This is a genomic window from Burkholderia sp. Bp8986, from assembly GCF_003854225.1.
Lineage (GTDB): Bacteria > Pseudomonadota > Gammaproteobacteria > Burkholderiales > Burkholderiaceae > Burkholderia.
Map to the genome: position 1 here is coordinate 56675 of NZ_QTQM01000002.1, position 17988 is coordinate 74662.

The window sequence follows — 17988 nt, forward strand, 5'->3', positions numbered from 1 at the left end:
ATATCGGCAAACCGGGTGTCACCGGAACGGGTTGCGCCGAAGCCCGCCCCGTTTATGCGGCGCGCGTCGCGGCGCGCGGTGCGCCGAGCGCGAACGCACCGCCGCCCAGCAGCGCCTGCACGGCCAGCGTGACGGCCCAGAACGCCGGGTATTCCCAGCCGCCGTTCGGCGACGCGAAGCTCCAGCCGTTCGGCAGATGCGCGGACACCGCGCCGAGCATGAACGGCAGCAGCACGAGTGCGGCGATCCGCACGCGGAAGCCCGCGAGCAGCGCGAGGCCGCCGGCCAGTTCGACGACGGTGGTGACATACGCGAGCCAGCCCGGCAGGCCGATCGACGCGAAAAACTGCGCGGTGCCGGGCAGCGTGAAGACGAACACCTTCTGCGCGACGTGCGCAAGGTACAGCACGCCGAGTGCGACACGCAGCAGCGTCGCGCCGAGATCGTTCAGGCGATTGGGGTTCATGGCGAATTCCTTCGTGAGTGGATGGGAATGGATCGCACTCTATTCGAATCGTTTCGACCAATAAACACGCATTTCGGCTTTAACTGATTCCTGAATGGAACGAATCGGATCATGAAAAAGGGCATGACCGATCATGCCCCGATGCCAGCACCCCGCCGCGAACCTCAGCCGCCGCTCTTGCCTTGGGCAGCGTCGCCCGAACCGGCCGGCCCGCCGCCCGGTGCATACGAATCGCACGCGTGCGCAAGCGCCGACGCGCCCAGCAGCACCGCGAGCAGCACACTCAACCACCATCGAGCCTTCATCGTCGCGCTCCTTCGGGCGGACCTCCGCCCATCTGAGTTGTACGCGATCCGCCGCAAAATGCCAGGCCGGCACGCCATGCGTCAGCGGAACTCGGCGTACAGCGCGCGCAGGTCGAGATGCTCGGCGAACGAATCGGCCAGCCGCTCCAGCGACGCCTCGCGCAGCGCCGGATAGTCGATGCGTTCCGCGCCGTCGAGCCCCGCCCATGCGAGCAGTGCCGCGCACGCGTCGGGCGCGTCGAACAGCCCGTGCACGTAGGTCGCGAGGATCTGCCCGTCGGCCGACCGTGCGCCGTCCGGGCGCACGCCGCCCGGTGCGTCGCCCGCCGCCAGTTCCAGCGCGGGCGCCGCGAGCGCGGGCCCGCGCGTGTCGCCCATGTGGATCTCGTAGCCGTGCACCGCGGCAGCGCCCGGCAGCGCGAGCTGCCCGGTCACGTTCTTCAGCGTCTTGTCCGGCTGCAGCGTCGTGTCGAAATCGAGCAACCCGAGCCCCGCCACGCTGCCGGGCGCCCCTTCGAGGCCGAGCGGATCGTCCAGCGTGCGGCCGAGCATCTGCATCCCGCCGCAGATGCCGATCACCTTGCCGCCATAGCGCAGGTGCCGGCGGATCACCGCGTCCCAGCCCGCGTCGCGCAGCCACGCGAGATCGCGCTGCACGCTCTTCGAGCCGGGCAGGATCAGCAGGTCGGCGTCCGGCACCGGGCCGCTCTTCCAGTACGTGAACTCGACCTGCGGATGCGCACGCAGCGGGTCGAAATCGGTATGGTTGCTGATCCGCGGCAAGGCGGGCACCACCACGCGCAGCACGCCGGCATCGCCGCGCGCGGCGGCGCTGCGCGCCTGCGACGGCAGCATGTCCTCGGCATCGAGCATCAGCCCGTGCAGGTACGGCAGCACGCCGAATACCGGCTTGCCCGTCTGCGCGCGCAGCCAGCCGAGGCCCGGTTCGAGCAGCCTGATGTCGCCGCGAAAGCGGTTGATGACGAAGCCGCGCACGCGCGCGCGCTCGCTGTCCGACAGGCACGCGAGCGTGCCGACCAGGTGCGCGAACACGCCGCCGCGGTCGATGTCGGCCACCAGCACGACCGGGCAGTCGACGCGCTCGGCGAAGCCCATGTTCGCGATGTCGCCTTCGCGCAGGTTGATTTCGGCCGGGCTGCCCGCGCCTTCGACGAGCACCGTGTCGTAGCCGGCGCGCAGCCGCGCGTAGGACTCGAGCACCGCGTCGAACGCGACCGGCTTGTAGTCGTGGTAAGCACGCGCGTCGAGGTTCATGCGCGCCTTGCCGTGAATGATCACCTGCGCGCCGCGGTCGCTGGTCGGCTTCAGCAGCACCGGATTGAAATCCGTATGCGGCGCGACGCCGGCGGCCAGCGCCTGCAGCGCCTGCGCGCGGCCGATCTCGCCGCCGTCGGCCGTCACCGCGCTGTTCAGTGCCATGTTCTGCGGCTTGAACGGCGCGACCCGCGCGCCCGCACGGCGCGCGAGGCGGCACAGGCCCGCGACGAGCGTGCTCTTGCCCGCGTCGGACGTCGTGCCCTGGATCATCAACGTGCCGTGCGGCTGCGGTTCGGGTGCGTTCATCGTGTGCAAAGTCGTGGCGAAGCAAACGCGCATTATCGCCCGCGTGCGGCCGCCCGCGCCGTTACAATCACGCGATGATTCCGCACGACCTCACCTTCGTCCTCGGCGGCGCGCGCTCGGGCAAGAGCGCGCACGCCGAGCGGCTCGCCGCCGACAGCGGCCGCCCCGTCACCTACATCGCGACCGCGGCCGCGACGGCCGCCGACGCCGAATTCGAACGGCGCATCGCGCATCACCGCGCGCGCCGGCCGGCCGACTGGGGTTTCGCCGACGCGCCCGTCGACCTCGCCGGCACGCTCGCGCGGCTCGACGATCCGCACGCGTGCCTGCTCGTCGACTGCCTGACGCTGTGGCTCACGAACCTGCTGTGCCCGCTCGACGGCGAACCGCTCGACGATGCGCAGTACGCGGCGCAGGTCGGGCGGCTCGAGCACGCATTGCGCGGCGCGCGTGCGAAGGTGATCGTCGTCAGCAACGAAATCGGGCTCGGCGTCGTGCCGCTCGGGTCGGTCACGCGCCGCTACGTCGACGAACTCGGGCGCCTGAACCAGCGCGTCGCCGCGCTCGCGACGCGCGTGACGCTGCTGGTCGCCGGGCTGCCGCTCGAACTCAAGGCCGGAGCGCCGTCATGCTGATGCTGTCGCTGCCGCTCGTCGCGATGCTCGCGGTCGCGGCCGCGATCGTCGATCGTGTGATCGGCGAACCGGCCGGCTGGCATCCGCTCGTCGCGTTCGGCCGGCTTGCCGCGCGCATCGAAGGCGCGCTGAACACGGGCCGGCGCGGCCGCGTGGTCGGCGTCGCCGCATGGGTCGCGGCCGTGGTGCCGCCGGTGGCCGTCGCCGCGTGGCTCGCGGCCGTGCTGCCCTGGCCGCTCGCGGCCGCGCTGCACGTCGCGCTGCTGTGGTTCGCGCTCGGCGCGAAGAGCCTCGCCGACCATGTCGCGCCGATCGCCGCCGCGCTGCTGCGGCACGATCTCGATGCCGCACGCGCGCTGACCGCACGGATCGTGTCGCGCGACACGAGCGCAGCCGACGAAGGCGCGCTGTCGCGCGCGGCCGTCGAATCGGCCCTCGAGAACGGCAACGACGCGATCTTCGGCGCGCTCTTCTGGTTCGTCGTCGCCGGCGGCCCCGGCGCGCTGCTGTTCCGGCTCGCGAACACGCTCGACGCGATGTGGGGCTATCGCACGCCGCGCTTCCTGACCTTCGGCTGGGCCGCCGCGCGACTCGACGACGCGCTCAACTGGATTCCCGCACGCCTCACCGCCGCGAGCTACGCGCTGCTCGGCGACACGGCCGCCGCGTGGCGCTGCTGGCGCACGCAGGCGCGCCACTGGGACAGCCCGAACGCGGGCCCCGTGATGGCCGCGGGCGCCGGCAGCCTGAACGTGCAGCTCGGCGGCCCGGCCGTCTATCACGGCGAAATCGAAGACCGTCCCGCGCTCGGCACCGGCGCACCGGCGACGGCCGCGCACGTCGTCGCCGCGCTGTCGCTCGTCACGCGCACGCTCGCGCTGTGGCTCGCACTGCTCGTCGCGAGCGGCGCACTCATCCTCGCAACCCATCATGTCTGACGCACGCATCCCGCACGGCGGCAACCTGCACGAAGCCGCGCGCCGCCACGGCATTCCGTATGACGCCTGGCTCGACCTGTCGACCGGCATCAATCCGGTCGGCTATCCGGTGCCGCCGGTCCCGGCCGACGCATGGCGCCGGCTGCCCGACGACGGCGACACGCTCGCCGCATGCGCGGCCCGCTACTACGGCGCACCCGATGCCGCGCACGTGCTGCCGGTCGCCGGCAGCCAGGCCGCGATCCGCGCGTTGCCCGCGCTGCTGCCGGCCGGCGACGCCGGCGTCGCGCCGCTCGCGTACGGCGAATACGCGCCTGCCTTCGCGCGCCACGGCCATCGTGTCGTCCCGCTCGACATCGCCTCGGACGCGTTGCCTGCGACGCTGCGTCACGTCATCGTCGGGAATCCGAACAATCCGACTGCCGAGTTCGTTCCGACCGAACGGCTGCTCGGCTGGCATGCGCAACTGTCGGCACGCGGCGGCACGCTGATCGTCGACGAGGCCTTCGCGGATACGGGCGCCACGCCATCGCTCGCGCAGTACGCCGATCGTCCGGGCCTCGTCGTGTTGCGCTCGGTCGGCAAGTTCTTCGGGCTCGCCGGCATTCGCGCGGGCTTCGTGCTCGCGCGTCCCGAGCTGATCGCCGCGCTGCGCGACATGCTCGGCGCGTGGACCGTCAGCGGCCCCGCGCGTCACGCGGTCGCCGCCGCGTTCGCCGACCGCGCATGGCAGGCCGCCGCGCGCGAGCGGCTCGCGGCCGACGGCGCACGCCTCGCCGCGCTGCTGCGCACACACGGCTTCGCGGTGCACGCGACGCCGCTGTTCAGCTGGACAGACGACCCGCGCGCCGCCGCGCTGCATACGGCACTCGCCACGCACGGAATCTGGACGCGGCACTTCGCGCAACCGTCGAGCGTGCGCGTCGGCCTGCCGGGCAACGAAGCCGAATGGCTGCGCGTCGCCGACGCGCTCGCGCAGTGCGTGCCGACGCTGCAACGGGCATCCGCATGAACGCCCGCCCGTTGCGCCGGTTGCCGGCGCTCGCGATGCTGGTCGCGCTCGCGCCCTTCGCTCACGCCGACATCACGACCCGCGACGATGCAGGCAATGCCGTCACGCTGCCCGCACCGGCGCAACGCGTGATCAGCCTCGCGCCGCATGCGACCGAACTGGTCTATGCGGCCGGCGGCGGCACGAAGCTGGTCGGCACGGTCACGTACAGCGACTACCCGCCCGCCGCGCAGGCCGTGCCGCGCGTCGGCGACAACAAGGCGCTCGACCTCGAGCGGATCGCCGCACTGAAGCCCGACCTGATCGTCGTCTGGCGGCACGGCAATGCCGAGCGGCAGACCGATGCGCTGCGTGCGCTGCACATTCCGCTGTTCTTCAGCGAACCGAAGCATCTCGACGACGTCGCGACGTCGCTGCGCCGTCTCGGCACGCTGCTCGGCACGGAACCGGTCGCCGACGCGGCCGCGGCATCGTTTTCGCGCAACATCGCGGCGCTGCGCGCGCGTTACGCGGCGCGCCCGCCCGTCACGATGTTCTTCCAGGTATGGGACCGGCCGCTGACGACGCTCAACGGCGCGCATCTGTTCAACGACGTCGTCACGCTGTGCGGCGGCCGTAACGTGTTCGCGGCGCTGAAGCCGCTCGCGCCGACCGTCACCGACGAGGCCGTGCTTGCGGCGAATCCGGAAGCGATCGTGACGACGAGCGCCGGCGCGACACGCTCGGACGCGCCGCTGCCGAGCCTCGCGCGCTGGCGTGCATGGCCCGCGCTGACGGCCGTGGCGCGCAACAACCTGTTCGCGATCGACGGCGATCTGCTGACGCGGCCGTCGCCGCGGATCGCGCAAGGCGCGGCCGCGCTGTGCGAGGATCTCGACGCGGCGCGGACGCGGCGGCCGGCGCGCTGATTTCGGGCCTTGATGCGCTAGCCCGCGTCAGACGAGCACGCGACTGCCTACGCGTCCCAGTGGACGACTTCCCACGTGCGGGCGGCATCCTCCATGCGCAACCAGACGACGCCGCCCGTCGGCACCGGTCGTGACAGCAGCGTATCGAGCGGCACGCGCAGCGCATGCGATGCGAAGGCGCGAATAACGCCCGCGTGCGTGATCGCCCATTGCGGCGCGTCGGCCTGTGCGACCTCGCCGGCCACGCGCGCCACGCGCTCGACGAACTGCGCGACACTCTCGCCGCCATGCGCGCACGCATGCATCAGGTCGGCCGCCCACGCATCGAGCGCGGCGCGGTCGATGTCGTCCCAGCGCTGCAGTTCCCACGCGCCGAAGTCCATTTCCTGCCAGCCCGCGTCGCGCCGCAGCGGCACGTCGAACGCGTGCGCAAGCCGCTCGGCGACCGACGCGCAACGCGTGAGCGGACTCGTCCAGACCTGCGCGGGCAACGGCGCCCCGAGCGCCGCCAGACGCTCGCGCATGGTCCGCGCCCCCGCCTCGGCCGGTGCGGCGAGCGGCACGTCGCTGCGTCCGTAGCACACGCCCTGCTCGACAGCGACGGCCGGATGGCGAATCAGGACGAGATCCATCCGAGCACCACGAGATAGATCGCCAGCTCGCTCAACTGCTGCGCGAAGCCGAGGCAGTCGCCCGTATAACCGCCGATCCGCTTCACGAAATAGCGGGCCGCCCATGCGCGCACGAGCACGAGCGCGACGACGGCCGCGACGCCCGCGCGCCAGTCCGGCCAGAACAGCCACGGCAACCCGAATGCGGCCACGACGCAGGCCGCGCGCGCGCCCATGCGCTGTGCAACCGGTTTTGCCTTGCCTTCCGGCCGGACGTAGTCGAGCGACATCAGCAGGCTCACGGCCGCCGCGCGGCTCGCCGCATGCGCGGCGATCATCGTCCACGCGGCGCGCAGCGGCGGCATGGCCGCGAGCGCCTGCCATTTCAGGCCGAGCGCGATCACGAGCGCGGCCGCGCCGAACGTGCCGATGCGCGAATCGTGCATGATCCGCAGCACGTCGTCGCGCGCGTAGCCACCGCCGAACGCATCGCAGCTGTCGGCCAGGCCATCCTCGTGGAATGCGCCGGTCGCGAGCAGCGTCGCGGCCATCGACAGCCCGACCGCGATCGACGCCGGCAGCACGCGCAGCGCCGCGAGATAGACGAGCGCGCCCCATGCGCCGACGCACGCACCGACCAGCGGGAAGTAGCGTGCGGCCTGATCGAGATCGCCGGCCGCGTAGCCGATCGCGCGCGGCACCGGCACGCGCGTGAAATAGCCGAGCGCGACGAAGAAGTAGCGCAGTTCGGCGCGTACGCCCTGCGCGCGTTCAGGCGTCACGATTGTCGACGCCCGCGGATTCGAAGCTCGCCATCTCGGTGAGGAACGCGGCCGCCGCGCGCACCAGCGGCAGCGCGAGCGCGGCGCCCGTGCCTTCGCCGAGCCGCAGGTCGAGCGCGAGCAGCGGCTTCGCGCCGAAATGCTCGAGCATGCGCCGGTGCCCGGCCTCGTGCGACGCATGCGAGAACACGCAGTAGTCGCGCACGCCGGGCGCGATGCGCTCGGCGACGAGCAACGCGGCCGTCGCGATGAAGCCGTCGACGAGGATCGTCATCCGCTCGCTCGCGGCCGCGAGATACGCGCCCGTCATCATCGCGATCTCGAAGCCGCCGAACGTCGCGAGCACGTCGAGCGGCGCGATCGCATGCGAATGCCGGACGAGCGCGCGGCCGAGCACCGCGCGCTTGTGCGCGAGCCCCTGGTCGTCGAGACCCGTGCCGCGCCCGACGCACGCGTCGATCGGCACGTCGAGCAGACGGCTCATCAGGCACGCGGCCGACGACGTGTTCGCGATCCCCATTTCGCCGAAGCCGATCACGTTCGTGCCGAGCGACGCGTGCACGCGCACGCGCGCGGCACCCGCGGCGAGCGCCGTCTTCGCCTCGTCGTGCGTCATCGCGGGTTCGACCGCGAAATTGCGCGTGCCGCGCGCGACCGGCAGCGACACGAGCCGATCGGACACCGGCAGCGGCGACGCGACGCCCGCATCGACGATCTCGAGCACGCTCTGCGCGACGCCCGAGAACGCATTGATCGCCGCGCCGCCGGCCAGGAAGTTCGCGACCATCTGCGCGGTGACCGACTGCGGATACGGGCTCACGCCCTCGGCCGCGATCCCGTGGTCGCCGGCGAACACGATCGTCACGGGACGCTGCACGTGCGGCCGCTCGGTGCGCTGGATCAGGCCGATCTGCAGCGCGAGCGCCTCGAGCTGGCCGAGGCTGCCGGGCGGCTTGGTCTTGTGATCGATCACATGCTGCAGACGCTTGCGCAGCGTGTCGTCGAGCGGCGCGATCGCGGGCGGGAAGTCGGTCGGGTTCGTCATCGGAAGGTTGCCTCGTTGGTGCGGCCGCTGCCGCGCATCGAAAGAAGGAAGTTCATCGTCGCTCGGGCCACGCGGGCAGCAGCGCATCGCGACCGTTCTCGCGGATCAGCACGAGCGGATAGCCGAACGCGTCGCTCGCGCGCGCCGGCGTCAGCACGTCGAGCACGGGGCCCGCCCACGCGTGGCCGCGGCCGTCGAGCAACAGCGCGTGCGTCGCGAAACGCCGCGCAAGATTCAGGTCGTGACACGAGAACAGCACCGTGCGCGGGCCCGCGTCGAGCCACGCGGCCAACGCGGTCAGGCCGTCGATCTGGTGATGCAGGTCGAGATGGGCGAGCGGTTCGTCGAGCAGCATCAGCGGCGCGTCCTGGCACAGCGTCGCGGCCAGCGCGACACGCTGCCGCTCGCCGCCCGACAGCGACAGCACGTCGCGCGACGCGAGCGCGCTCAGCCCGAACGTCGCGAGCGCGTCGCGCGCGGCCGCGCGGTCTGCCTCGCGCTCCCAGCCCCAGCCGCCGAGATACGGAAAGCGGTTGAGCAGCACAGTGTCGAATACCGTCGCGCTGAAAGCGTCGTGCAGTTGCTGCGGCATCAGCGCGCGGCGCCGTGCGAGCCGTTCGGGCGGCCAGGCGGCGAGCGGCCGGCCGTCGATCTCGACCTGCCCGCCGGCCGGCCGCTGCAGGCCCGCGAGCGTCGCGAGCAGCGTCGTCTTGCCGGCGCCGTTCGGCCCCGCGACGCACCAGATCTCGCCGGGCCGGAACACCTGCGTGAAGCCGTCGAGCAGGGTCCGTGCGCCGGCCCTCAGCGTGAGGTCGAGCGCCGCATAGGTCACGTCGCCGGCGGTGTGCGGTGCGGCATGCGTCATCGCATCGGTCTCCTCAGCAACATCCACAGGAACACCGGCACACCGATCAACGCGGTCATCACGCCGACCGGCAATTGCGCGGGCGCGATGGCGGTGCGCGCGAGCAGGTCGGCCGCCATCACGCCGCCGCCGCCCGCGAGCATCGCGGCGGGCAGCAGCATGCGCTGGTCGTTGCCGAATGCGAGCCGCAGCGCGTGCGGCACGACGAGGCCGACGAAACCGATCGTGCCGGCCGTCGTCACCGCGGCCGCGGCGGCCAGCGACGCGACGAGGTAGATCCGCATGCGCAGCCGCGCGACCGGCACGCCGAGCGCGAGCGCGGTCGCGTCGCCGCGCAGCAGCACGTTGAGTTGCGGCGCGGCCGGCAGCGCGACGCAGGCGGCCAGCAGCAGCGCGCCCCATGCGAACCAGGGCGCCGTCACGCCGTTCAGATCGCCCGTCAGCCAGAAGATGATGCCGCGCAGCCGCGCGTCGGGCGCGAGCGACAGCAGCAGCGTGACGAGCGCGCCCCACCCGGCCGCGATCACGACCCCCGTGAGCAGCAGCCGCGGCGACGCGTCGCGCGCATCGCCGCGCCACAGTTCGCGGCGCGCAAGCCTGAGCACGAGCGCGACCGACACGAGCGCGCCGGCGAACGCGGCCGCATCGACGAGCCACCACGCGGCGCCCGCGATCATCGCGACGAGCGCGAAGCCGGCCGCGCCGCCCGACACGCCGAGCACGTACGGCTCCGCGAGCGGATTGCGCAACAGCACCTGCAGCAGCGCACCGGCCAGCGCGAGCAGCGCGCCGCACGCGAAGCCCGCGAGCGCACGCGGCAGCCGCAACGTGCGCACGATGTCGGCGAGCAGTGCGTCGCCGCCGTGCGGCACGAGCGACGCGAGCGCCTGCCACGGCGACATCGGCACGCTGCCGATCGACAGCGACGCGACGAACAGCAACGCGACCACGGCCGCGAGCGCAACCCAGATCGCGGCGGCACGCGCGGCGCTCATGCGCCGCACGGCATCGCGCATGACGCGTGACGCTTTCGCTGACCGTCATGGCCGGCCGGGCGCGGCACCGGCGTCGCGCTCCGGCGTGTCGTAGGCATACGCAAGCTCGTCATCCTCGTCGAACAGGTTGTTGATGCGTGCACGGACGAACCGTGCCCGGTGATGTCATCGCACGCACGGTCAGGATGCCATGCGCGGCATGACGCATGATTCACGGCCGGCGACGCCCCATACCGCGCGCGACGATCGGCACCCGGATTCCGCATTTCGTCGCCCGGGACCCGCGATGCGGCGGCCGCGCGTGCCGGTCGCACCAACGTGACACGCGCGCGATCCGTCGAGCCGCATCCTCGCGCGGCCCACGTTCTGCGCAATATAGTGGAAGCCGCCGCAGCGGGTCGATCGGCATCGCGCTTGCGTCACCGTCAGGCACGCTCGGTGCGGCAACCACGGCGGCCGGCAGCAAGGGGACAGCGTCGCGCCACGCGACCGGGCGCGGTGCCGCGACGACCGGCGTCGTCGCCGATCCGGACGAATCGGCGTGCGCTGCGCTCCGCGCGATGGCGGCAGGCGACATTGCGCAGCGTGCGCCGCACGCCGTGCGGACGATTGGGGTCAGCATCGAAGACAAGTCCCGTGAAGCACTGCGCGCCCCGCTTCCCCGCGGGCCGTGCGTCATGAAGCCGTGCAGGCTCCTCGCCTCGGCCGGTATCCGGGCTGGCGGCGTACCGGCTCGCCTTCCCGCGCGTATCACGCGCAGTGGCCCGCGCCAGCGTGCGACCTGCACGCGAAACGCGCCCGAGCCGGCCTGCGTCATGCGACGCGGCCGCTTACCGTTGCGGGGGCAGCGCAGGTTGGCGAACTCCGGGCGGAGCACGCGCCCTGCTTCCCGTTTAACCGCGCGACGCACGCGCGAGCACCGAGGCGGCGCCAGTTTAGGAGCGGGCCGCGCGAGCGTCAAGGAGGCGTCCGGACGCATGCGGAACACGTGCCGGACCCGTGTATTCGCGGCAAGAAGCGGGGGTGTTACGACTGGAAACGTTACAGATGTCGGAATGCGCGTTATTCCGCGCTAAAATGCTGGGTCTTTAGAGGACGCAGCAAATGCTCAACGAACTCGAAACTTTATCTCAAAATATTGGCCGTCTGATCTCGCTGAACAAGCGCTATCACTCGGAACGGCTCGCGCTCGAGGAGCAGGTCGCGCAATTGCGCGCGGAAGCGGACACGGTCCGCGCGGAACTCGCGCAACTGCGCGACGAACGCAATGCGCTCGCGGCCGAGCGCGACACGCTGTCGGCAAAGATCGACGACGCCCAGGTCAAACTGAATGCGATTCTCGAAAAGCTGCCGCGCACGAAGAGCGCGGAGCAAGCCGACAACCAGCTCGACCTGCTGGATGCGCAGGCGCGCACGGACAGCGACGACGCGGCCAGCCACGGAGAACATGCATGAGCACCAAGCAGATCGAAGTCTCGATTCTCGGTCAGCCCTATCGGCTCGCCTGTTCGGCCGAGACCGAAGCGGCGCTGCTCGAGGCCGTCGCACGCGTCGACGCAGAAATGTCGAAGATCCGCGCGAACAGTTCGGTGCGCGGCACCGACCGCATCGCGGTCATGGCCGCGCTGTCGCTCGCGTCCGAATTGCTGCGGCTGCAAACGAGCGTGCGTCACGGTGAAGCATTTCCGGCGGAAGAAATCCGTCGTACAATGCACCAGATGAACGAACAACTCGGCGCGGTGCTCGCACAGCACGAGACGCAGTAACGTTTGATCGATGCGTCGATTCCCCTTGATCTCGGCGATCAACGGTGGTCAAATTGGCGCAACGAAACACAGTTCAGTCAGCTTCCCTGCCTGGTTCGCCAAGGTCATATATTCCTTGAACCAATGCCATGTGCACGGTTGCGGAAATTTGTAGCACGGGCGCGCGCGTCACTCTGTCTGATGTACCCGAAGTGCTGCTAACTGCGACCAATTCTGAACCCCAGGTTCAGGATGCCGGCCTAGCGGCCAAGGCGGGGGCCTATTCAACGGCATCGGGAAGTCCCGATGCCGTTTCCTTTTGCAGCAGCCCTTTCTGCGTCGATCACGATCCATGCAATACTGGCTGATGAAGTCCGAACCGGACGAAGCAAGCATCGACGATCTCGCGCACGCGCCGCAGCACTCGCTGCCGTGGACCGGTGTGCGCAACTATCAGGCGCGCAATTTCATGCGCGACACGATGAAGATCGGCGACGGCGTGCTCTTCTATCATTCGAGCTGCCCGGAACCGGGCATCGCGGGCCTCGCCGAAGTCTCGTCGACGCCCTACCCCGACCCCACCCAGTTCGATCCGGCAAGCCCGTATTACGATCCGAAGTCGACGCAGGAGGCACCGCGCTGGCTGCTCGTCGACGTGCGCTTCGTGAAGAAGTCGCCGCTCGTGCCGCTCGCCGCGCTGCGCGAACACGACGAACTCGCCGACATGCGCGTGCTCGCACGCGGCAACCGGCTGTCGATCACGCCCGTCACGCGTGCCGAGTGGCGCTTCATCACCGAAAAGCTGATGAAGTAGGCGTACGCAGCAAGCACACGCCAAAGGTCAAATCCGGTCAACACGCGCCACCGCCACGGAACTCGCGGCGCGTTCGCGCAGCCTAAGCAACCGCTGTCGCCGCGATCGGGCGGCGGCCGTTTTTCGTCGCGCGGTACGCCCGCGTCGCGCACGCGTGATCCGCGTGCGCGCCCTCGCACAAGGAGTCCAACAATGACCAAGAAATCCGCACTCGCGCTGTCGCTCGCCCTCGCCGCCGTCGTGCCCGTCGCGCTGACGCTCGCGTCGCCCGCCGCGCATGCGCAGACCGCGAACCCGCACTTCCCGGAGCCGGCGGGCGTGCTGTCGCTGTCGTCGCAGGCCAGCGCCGACGTGCCGCAGGACATCATCCACATCACGCTGTTCTACGAACAGCAGGCGAAAGACCCGGGCAGCCTGACGTCGGCGCTGAACCAGCGCGCCGACGCGGCGCTGGCGCAGGCGAAGGGCGTGTCGGGCGTCACCGCGCACACCGGCGCGTTCTCCGTCTATCCGAGCACCGATCGCGACGGGAAGATCTCCGCATGGCGCGGTCGTACCGAAGTCGTGCTCGAATCGCGCGATTTCGCGGCGGCGTCGAAGCTCGCGGGCCAGTTGTCGAACCAGATGCAGATCGCGAACGTCGAGTTCTCGTTGTCACCCGAAGCGCAGCGCGCGGCCGAGCAGAAGCTCACGACCGAAGCGATCAAGTCGTTCCGCGCACGCGCGGACGAAGCCGCGAAGGCGTTCGGCTACAACAGCTACTCGATTCGCGACGTGAACGTCGGCGGCAGCCGCAACGTGCAGCCGTACCCGCGCATGATGGCGATGGCCGCCGCACCGATGGACAGCGCGAAGATGAGCGCGCCGATTTCGGTCGAAGGCGGCAAGGCGACCGTGTCGGTCACGGTCAACGGCTCGGTGCAGATGAAGTAACGCGCATTGCGCAACACGCGGCAGATGTGAAAACGCCGGCCCTCGGGCCGGCGTTTTTCGTTTGCGATCCTGCGATCGACGCGCACGCCGATCGTGCGCGTCCGCATCGCATCAGGCATCACGCATCACGTGCCATGCATCACACGACTCGCGCGTGACGCAACCGCATCACGCCGCGACATCACGCGACCGCATTCGCCGCGCGACGGCGATACGCCCACACCAGCAACGCGACGCCCGCGAGGATCATCGGCAGCGACAGCCACTGCCCCATCGACAGGCCGAGCGCGAGCAGGCCGAGGAAGTCGTCCGGTTCGCGCGCGAATTCGACCGTGAAACGCGCGAGCCCGTAGCCGATCAGGAACAGCGCGGAGATCGCACCCATCGGCCGCGGCTTGCGCGAGAAGAAGAACAGCACGAAGAACAGCGCAATGCCTTCGAGCGCGATTTCGTAGAGCTGCGAAGGATGGCGCGGCAGCATCTGGTACTGCATGAACACGTCGGCCAGATGCCACTTCTCGACGAGCGCCGGATGCTTCGGCAGCCATGCCGCGTCATCGCGCATCGCGCCCGGGAACAGCATCGCCCACGGCGCGTTCGGATCGGTCACGCGGCCCCACAGCTCGCCGTTGATGAAGTTGCCGAGCCGCCCGGCCGCGAGCCCGGTCGGCACCATCGGCGCGACGAAGTCGGTGACCTGCAGCCAGTGGCGCTTGCGCTGCCATGCGAACAGCGCCATCGCGAGCGTCACGCCGAGGAAGCCGCCGTGGAACGACATCCCGCCTTCCCACACCTTGAACACGTCGAGCGGATGCGAGAAGTAGAAGTCGGCCTTGTAGAACAGCACGTAGCCGAGCCGGCCGCCGAGCACGGTGCCGAGCACGCCGTAGAACATCATGTCGTCGATGTCCTTCGCGGTCCAGCCCTGCGCCGCGACGTGCGGCAGCTTCAGGCGGATCCGGCCGACGACGATCGCCGCGATGAAGCCGACGAGATACATGAGGCCGTACCAGCGCACGGCCAGCGGCCCGAGGTGGATCGCTACGGGGTCGAAATTCGGGTGAATGATCATGGGTTAGCGATGAAGTTTTCGAATGCGGTACGGCGCTCGCACCGGCGCCGCACCGCGCATTGGACGGCGCCGGCGCGCCATCGTTCGCGTCACGTGGCCAGCCCCTGCGCGCGCACGACGTCGATGAAGCCGGCGAGCACGGGGCTGACGTCGCCCGTGCGCCACACGAGGCCGGTTTCGACGACCGGCGCGTCGCCGGCGAGCGGCCGGTAGACCACGCCGGTGCGCCGCAGGTTACGCAGCGACTGCGGCACCAGTGCGACACCCATGCCGGCCGACACGAGGCTGACGATCGTCTGCATCTGGATCGCCTCCTGGCCGATGCGCGGGGTTTCCCCCGCCGCGCCGTAGCAGCCCGTAATGATGTCATAAAAGCCGGGCGCCAAACGACGCGGGAAGATCACGAGCGGCAGCGCGGCCAGGTCGGCCAGATGCACGGGTTCGTCTTCGGACACGCCGTGCGCCGCGGCCGCCGGCATCGCGACCACCAGCGGCTCGCGCACGACCGGCAGGTACGACAGCCCGGCCGCGTGGCGCGGCGGCACCGGCGGAATCACGAGCCCCGCGTCGATGCGGCCCGCGACGAGTTCGTCGATCTGCACGTCGCTCGTCGCCTCCGCAAGCTGCAGCCGCACTTGCGGATAACGCGCGCCGAACGCGCGCAGCAGCGACGGCAGCAGCCCGTAATCGGCGGTCGACACGAACGCGAGCGACAGCGAACCGGCTTCGCCGCGCGCGAGGCGCCGTGCGAGCGGCGGCAGCGCGTCGGCCGACGCGAGCAGCCGGCGCACGTCCGGCAACAGCGCCGCACCGACCGCCGTCAGCGCGACCGAGCGCTTGGTGCGCGCGAACAGCGCGACGCCGAGCGTGTCCTCCAGCGCCCGGATCGCCTGCGACAGCGGTGGCTGCGTCATCGACAGGCGCTCGGCCGCGCGGCCGAAGTGGCGCTCGTCGGCCACGGTCACGAAATAGCGCCACTGGCGCAGGTCCGGCGTCGGTTCGGCCATCTCTCACTCATTCGTAAAACGACTTAATAAGCGACAAATAATATATTGGACATCCCAAACCGGAAACTCCATGCTTGATTGATCCGAACCGGTGCGCCGATCGCGGGCGTCGCCAATACAACGATGGAGTCCCCCATGCCGTACAACCGTCGCTCGAAGCACATCACGCAAGGCGTGGCCCGTTCGCCGAACCGCTCGATGTATTACGCCCTCGGCTACCAGAAGGACGATTTCGACAAGCCGATGATCGGCATCGCGAACGGCCACTCGACGATCACGCCGTGCAACTCGGGCCTGCAGCGGCTGTCCGATGCCGCCGTCGCGGCGGTGAAGGCGGCCGATGCCAACCCGCAGATCTTCGGCACGCCGACGATCTCGGACGGCATGTCGATGGGCACCGAGGGGATGAAGTACTCGCTGGTGTCGCGCGAGGTGATCGCCGACTGCATCGAGACCTGCGTACAGGGCCAGTGGATGGACGGCGTGGTGGTGGTCGGCGGCTGCGACAAGAACATGCCGGGCGGGATGATCGCGCTCGCGCGCCTGAACGTGCCGGGCATCTACGTGTACGGCGGCACGATCCGCCCCGGCCACTGGAAGGGCCGCGACCTGACGATCGTGTCGTCGTTCGAGGCGGTCGGCGAGTTCACCGCGGGCCGGATGTCGCAGGAAGATTTCGAAGGGGTCGAGAAGAACGCGTGCCCGACGTCGGGCTCGTGCGGCGGGATGTACACCGCGAACACGATGAGCTCGTCGTTCGAGGCGCTCGGCATGTCGCTGATGTACTCGTCGACGATGGCGAACCCCGATCAGGAGAAGGTCGATTCGGCCGCCGAATCGGCACGCGTGCTGGTCGAGGCCGTGAAGCGCGACCTGAAGCCGCGCGACATCATCACCAAGGCGTCGATCGAGAACGCGGTATCGCTGATCATGGCGACCGGCGGCTCGACCAATGCGGTGCTGCACTATCTCGCGATCGCGCACGCGGCCGAGGTCGACTGGACGATCGACGACTTCGAGCGCATCCGCAAGCGCGTGCCGGTGATCTGCGACCTGAAACCGTCGGGCCAGTACGTCGCGACCGACCTGCACCAGGCCGGCGGCATCCCGCAGGTGCTGCGGATCCTGCTCGATGCGGGGCTGCTGCACGGCGACTGCATGACGATCACCGGCCGCACGATCGCCGAGGAGCTGAAGGACGTGCCGGGCGTGCCGCGCGCGGACCAGAAGGTGATCTTCCCGATCGATCGCGCGCTGTACAGGGAAGGCCATCTCGCGATCCTGAAGGGCAATCTCGCGGAAGACGGCGCGGTGGCGAAGATCACCGGCCTGAAGAACCCGGTGATCACGGGCCCGGCGCGCGTGTTCGACGACGAGCAAAGCGCGATGGACGCGATCCTCGGCGACCGGATCCGCGCGGGCGACGTGCTGGTGCTGCGCTATCTCGGCCCACAAGGCGGCCCCGGCATGCCGGAAATGCTCGCGCCGACGTCGGCAATCATCGGCAAGGGGCTCGGCGAATCGGTCGGCTTCATCACCGACGGCCGCTTCTCGGGCGGCACCTGGGGGATGGTGGTCGGGCACGTCGCGCCCGAAGCGTTCGTCGGCGGCACGATCGCGCTCGTGCAGGAAGGCGACTCGATCACGATCGACGCGCACCGGCTGGTGCTGCAGCTGAACGTCGACGATGCGGAACTCGCGCGCCGGCGCGCCGCGTGGAAGCAGCCGGCGCCGCGCTACACGCGCGGCGTGCTCGCCAAGTTCGCGGCGCTCGCGCGTCCGGCGAACCAGGGCGCCGTCACCGGCTGATGCGGCGCGCGGGGCATGCGACCCCATTGCGAACGGCCGCCGGGGAAACGCGCAAAACGCGCTTTCCCTTTGCTTTTATAATGCGCGGACCGTGAAGCCGGCCGTCTCCGCCGGCGGAGAACCGCATGAAACAGACGATATTGCGCGCGCTGCTCGTGGCGCTGCTGACCGGCAGCGCGGCGGCGGCACACGCCGACTCGGCCGGCGACGGGTTCGCGCTCGCGCAGCGCAAGAACTGCATGGCCTGCCATGCGGTCGGCAAGCCGCTGATGGGCCCGTCGTTCCACGACATCGCCGGCAAGTACGTGGCGCGCACCGACGCCGTCGATTACCTCGCGCAATCGATCGTGAAAGGCAGCGTCGGGGTGTGGGGTGGCGTGCCGATGCCCGCCAATACGCAGTTGACGAGCGCAGAAGCGCACACGCTCTCGCAATGGGTGCTGTCGCTGCGCTGAACCGGAT

The 17988-nt window shown here is 70.2% G+C and carries 20 protein-coding genes, 1 other RNA gene and 1 riboswitch; of the genes, 11 read left to right on the forward strand and 10 right to left on the reverse strand.

Going from position 1 to position 17988, the window contains the following annotated elements; translation table 11 throughout:
* Nucleotides 1-52 precede the first annotated feature (52 nt).
* The 3 genes from DID99_RS02150 to DID99_RS02155 all read right to left on the reverse strand — a co-directional run bounded on the left by DID99_RS02150 (nt 53) and on the right by DID99_RS02155 (nt 2355).
* Nucleotides 53-466 carry a DoxX family protein gene (locus tag DID99_RS02150; RefSeq protein WP_124666005.1) on the reverse strand — a complete coding sequence of 138 codons (414 nt, stop codon included), beginning with the start codon at nt 464-466 and terminating at the stop codon, nt 53-55.
* A 164-nt stretch (nt 467-630) separates the two neighbouring features.
* On the reverse strand, nt 631-771 hold the full coding sequence (locus tag DID99_RS37105; RefSeq protein ID WP_185640879.1) for a hypothetical protein: 141 nt from the start codon (nt 769-771) through the stop codon (nt 631-633).
* Nucleotides 772-852: 81 nt separating this feature from the next.
* Complete coding sequence (locus DID99_RS02155) at nt 853-2355, reverse strand: cobyric acid synthase (protein ID WP_124666006.1); 1503 nt, start codon at nt 2353-2355, stop codon at nt 853-855.
* 74 nt (nt 2356-2429) lie between these two features.
* Here DID99_RS02155 and cobU point away from each other — a divergent pair, with 74 nt between their 5' ends.
* From cobU to DID99_RS02175, 4 genes are read left to right on the forward strand one after another with little or no spacing between them, the layout of a single operon-like run.
* Nucleotides 2430-2990 (forward strand): bifunctional adenosylcobinamide kinase/adenosylcobinamide-phosphate guanylyltransferase, encoded by a 561-nt coding sequence (gene cobU / locus DID99_RS02160; protein ID WP_124488457.1) that lies wholly within the window; start codon nt 2430-2432, stop codon nt 2988-2990.
* Nucleotides 2984-3928 (forward strand): adenosylcobinamide-phosphate synthase CbiB, encoded by a 945-nt coding sequence (gene cbiB / locus DID99_RS02165; protein WP_124488458.1) that lies wholly within the window; start codon nt 2984-2986, stop codon nt 3926-3928. The genes cobU and cbiB overlap by 7 nt, the downstream gene beginning before the upstream one ends.
* On the forward strand, nt 3921-4940 hold the full coding sequence (cobD, locus tag DID99_RS02170) for a threonine-phosphate decarboxylase CobD (RefSeq protein WP_124488459.1): 1020 nt from the start codon (nt 3921-3923) through the stop codon (nt 4938-4940). Before cbiB ends, cobD begins: the two co-directional genes overlap by 8 nt.
* Nucleotides 4937-5848 (forward strand): cobalamin-binding protein, encoded by a 912-nt coding sequence (locus tag DID99_RS02175; protein ID WP_124521545.1) that lies wholly within the window; start codon nt 4937-4939, stop codon nt 5846-5848. The genes cobD and DID99_RS02175 overlap by 4 nt, the downstream gene beginning before the upstream one ends.
* Nucleotides 5849-5895: 47 nt before the next feature.
* Here DID99_RS02175 and cobC read toward each other — a convergent pair whose 3' ends face one another.
* Genes cobC through DID99_RS02200 form a run of 5 tightly spaced genes read right to left on the reverse strand, consistent with a single transcriptional unit; the run spans nt 5896 to nt 10146 of the window.
* On the reverse strand, nt 5896-6480 hold the full coding sequence (cobC, locus tag DID99_RS02180; protein WP_124571267.1) for an alpha-ribazole phosphatase: 585 nt from the start codon (nt 6478-6480) through the stop codon (nt 5896-5898).
* The gene (locus DID99_RS02185) at nt 6465-7241 is read right to left on the reverse strand and encodes an adenosylcobinamide-GDP ribazoletransferase (RefSeq protein WP_124521541.1); all 777 of its coding nucleotides are present in this window, start codon (nt 7239-7241) and stop codon (nt 6465-6467) included. The genes cobC and DID99_RS02185 overlap by 16 nt, the downstream gene beginning before the upstream one ends.
* Nucleotides 7231-8286 carry a nicotinate-nucleotide--dimethylbenzimidazole phosphoribosyltransferase gene (gene cobT, locus DID99_RS02190; RefSeq protein WP_124488463.1) on the reverse strand — a complete coding sequence of 352 codons (1056 nt, stop codon included), beginning with the start codon at nt 8284-8286 and terminating at the stop codon, nt 7231-7233. Before cobT ends, DID99_RS02185 begins: the two co-directional genes overlap by 11 nt.
* Before the next feature lie 52 nt (nt 8287-8338).
* Nucleotides 8339-9151, reverse strand: coding sequence for an ABC transporter ATP-binding protein (locus DID99_RS02195; protein ID WP_124488464.1), 813 nt, complete (start codon nt 9149-9151; stop codon nt 8339-8341).
* Entirely contained in the window at nt 9148-10146 is a 999-nt protein-coding gene (locus DID99_RS02200) for an iron ABC transporter permease (protein WP_124571266.1), read from the reverse strand. Before DID99_RS02200 ends, DID99_RS02195 begins: the two co-directional genes overlap by 4 nt.
* Before the next feature lie 685 nt (nt 10147-10831).
* Nucleotides 10832-11085, reverse strand: a riboswitch (cobalamin riboswitch).
* Between the two features lie 165 nt (nt 11086-11250).
* Here DID99_RS02200 and DID99_RS02205 point away from each other — a divergent pair.
* From DID99_RS02205 to DID99_RS02225, 5 genes are all read left to right on the forward strand, one after another.
* The gene (locus DID99_RS02205; protein WP_044845635.1) at nt 11251-11601 is read left to right on the forward strand and encodes an ATPase; all 351 of its coding nucleotides are present in this window, start codon (nt 11251-11253) and stop codon (nt 11599-11601) included.
* The gene (locus DID99_RS02210) at nt 11598-11912 is read left to right on the forward strand and encodes a cell division protein ZapA (RefSeq protein WP_011885730.1); all 315 of its coding nucleotides are present in this window, start codon (nt 11598-11600) and stop codon (nt 11910-11912) included. Before DID99_RS02205 ends, DID99_RS02210 begins: the two co-directional genes overlap by 4 nt.
* Nucleotides 11913-11992: 80 nt before the next feature.
* Nucleotides 11993-12174, forward strand: a non-coding RNA gene (gene ssrS / locus DID99_RS02215) — 6S RNA.
* Between the two features lie 69 nt (nt 12175-12243).
* Nucleotides 12244-12705, forward strand: coding sequence for an EVE domain-containing protein (locus DID99_RS02220; protein ID WP_044845634.1), 462 nt, complete (start codon nt 12244-12246; stop codon nt 12703-12705).
* A gap of 192 nt (nt 12706-12897) precedes the next feature.
* Nucleotides 12898-13638 (forward strand): SIMPL domain-containing protein, encoded by a 741-nt coding sequence (locus DID99_RS02225; protein WP_124571265.1) that lies wholly within the window; start codon nt 12898-12900, stop codon nt 13636-13638.
* Nucleotides 13639-13819: 181 nt separating this feature from the next.
* On the opposite strand, the gene lgt is transcribed toward DID99_RS02225, so the two are convergent.
* The gene (gene lgt, locus DID99_RS02230; RefSeq protein ID WP_044845632.1) at nt 13820-14710 is read right to left on the reverse strand and encodes a prolipoprotein diacylglyceryl transferase; all 891 of its coding nucleotides are present in this window, start codon (nt 14708-14710) and stop codon (nt 13820-13822) included.
* Between the two features lie 89 nt (nt 14711-14799).
* Nucleotides 14800-15717: a LysR substrate-binding domain-containing protein gene (locus DID99_RS02235; protein WP_044845631.1), complete on the reverse strand. Its 918-nt coding sequence runs from the start codon at nt 15715-15717 to the stop codon at nt 14800-14802.
* A gap of 135 nt (nt 15718-15852) precedes the next feature.
* On the opposite strand from DID99_RS02235, the gene ilvD reads away from it, so the two are divergent.
* On the forward strand, nt 15853-17526 hold the full coding sequence (gene ilvD / locus DID99_RS02240; protein WP_124488468.1) for a dihydroxy-acid dehydratase: 1674 nt from the start codon (nt 15853-15855) through the stop codon (nt 17524-17526).
* A gap of 125 nt (nt 17527-17651) precedes the next feature.
* Entirely contained in the window at nt 17652-17981 is a 330-nt protein-coding gene (locus tag DID99_RS02245; RefSeq protein WP_124488469.1) for a c-type cytochrome, read from the forward strand.
* Nucleotides 17982-17988: the final 7 nt, after the last annotated feature.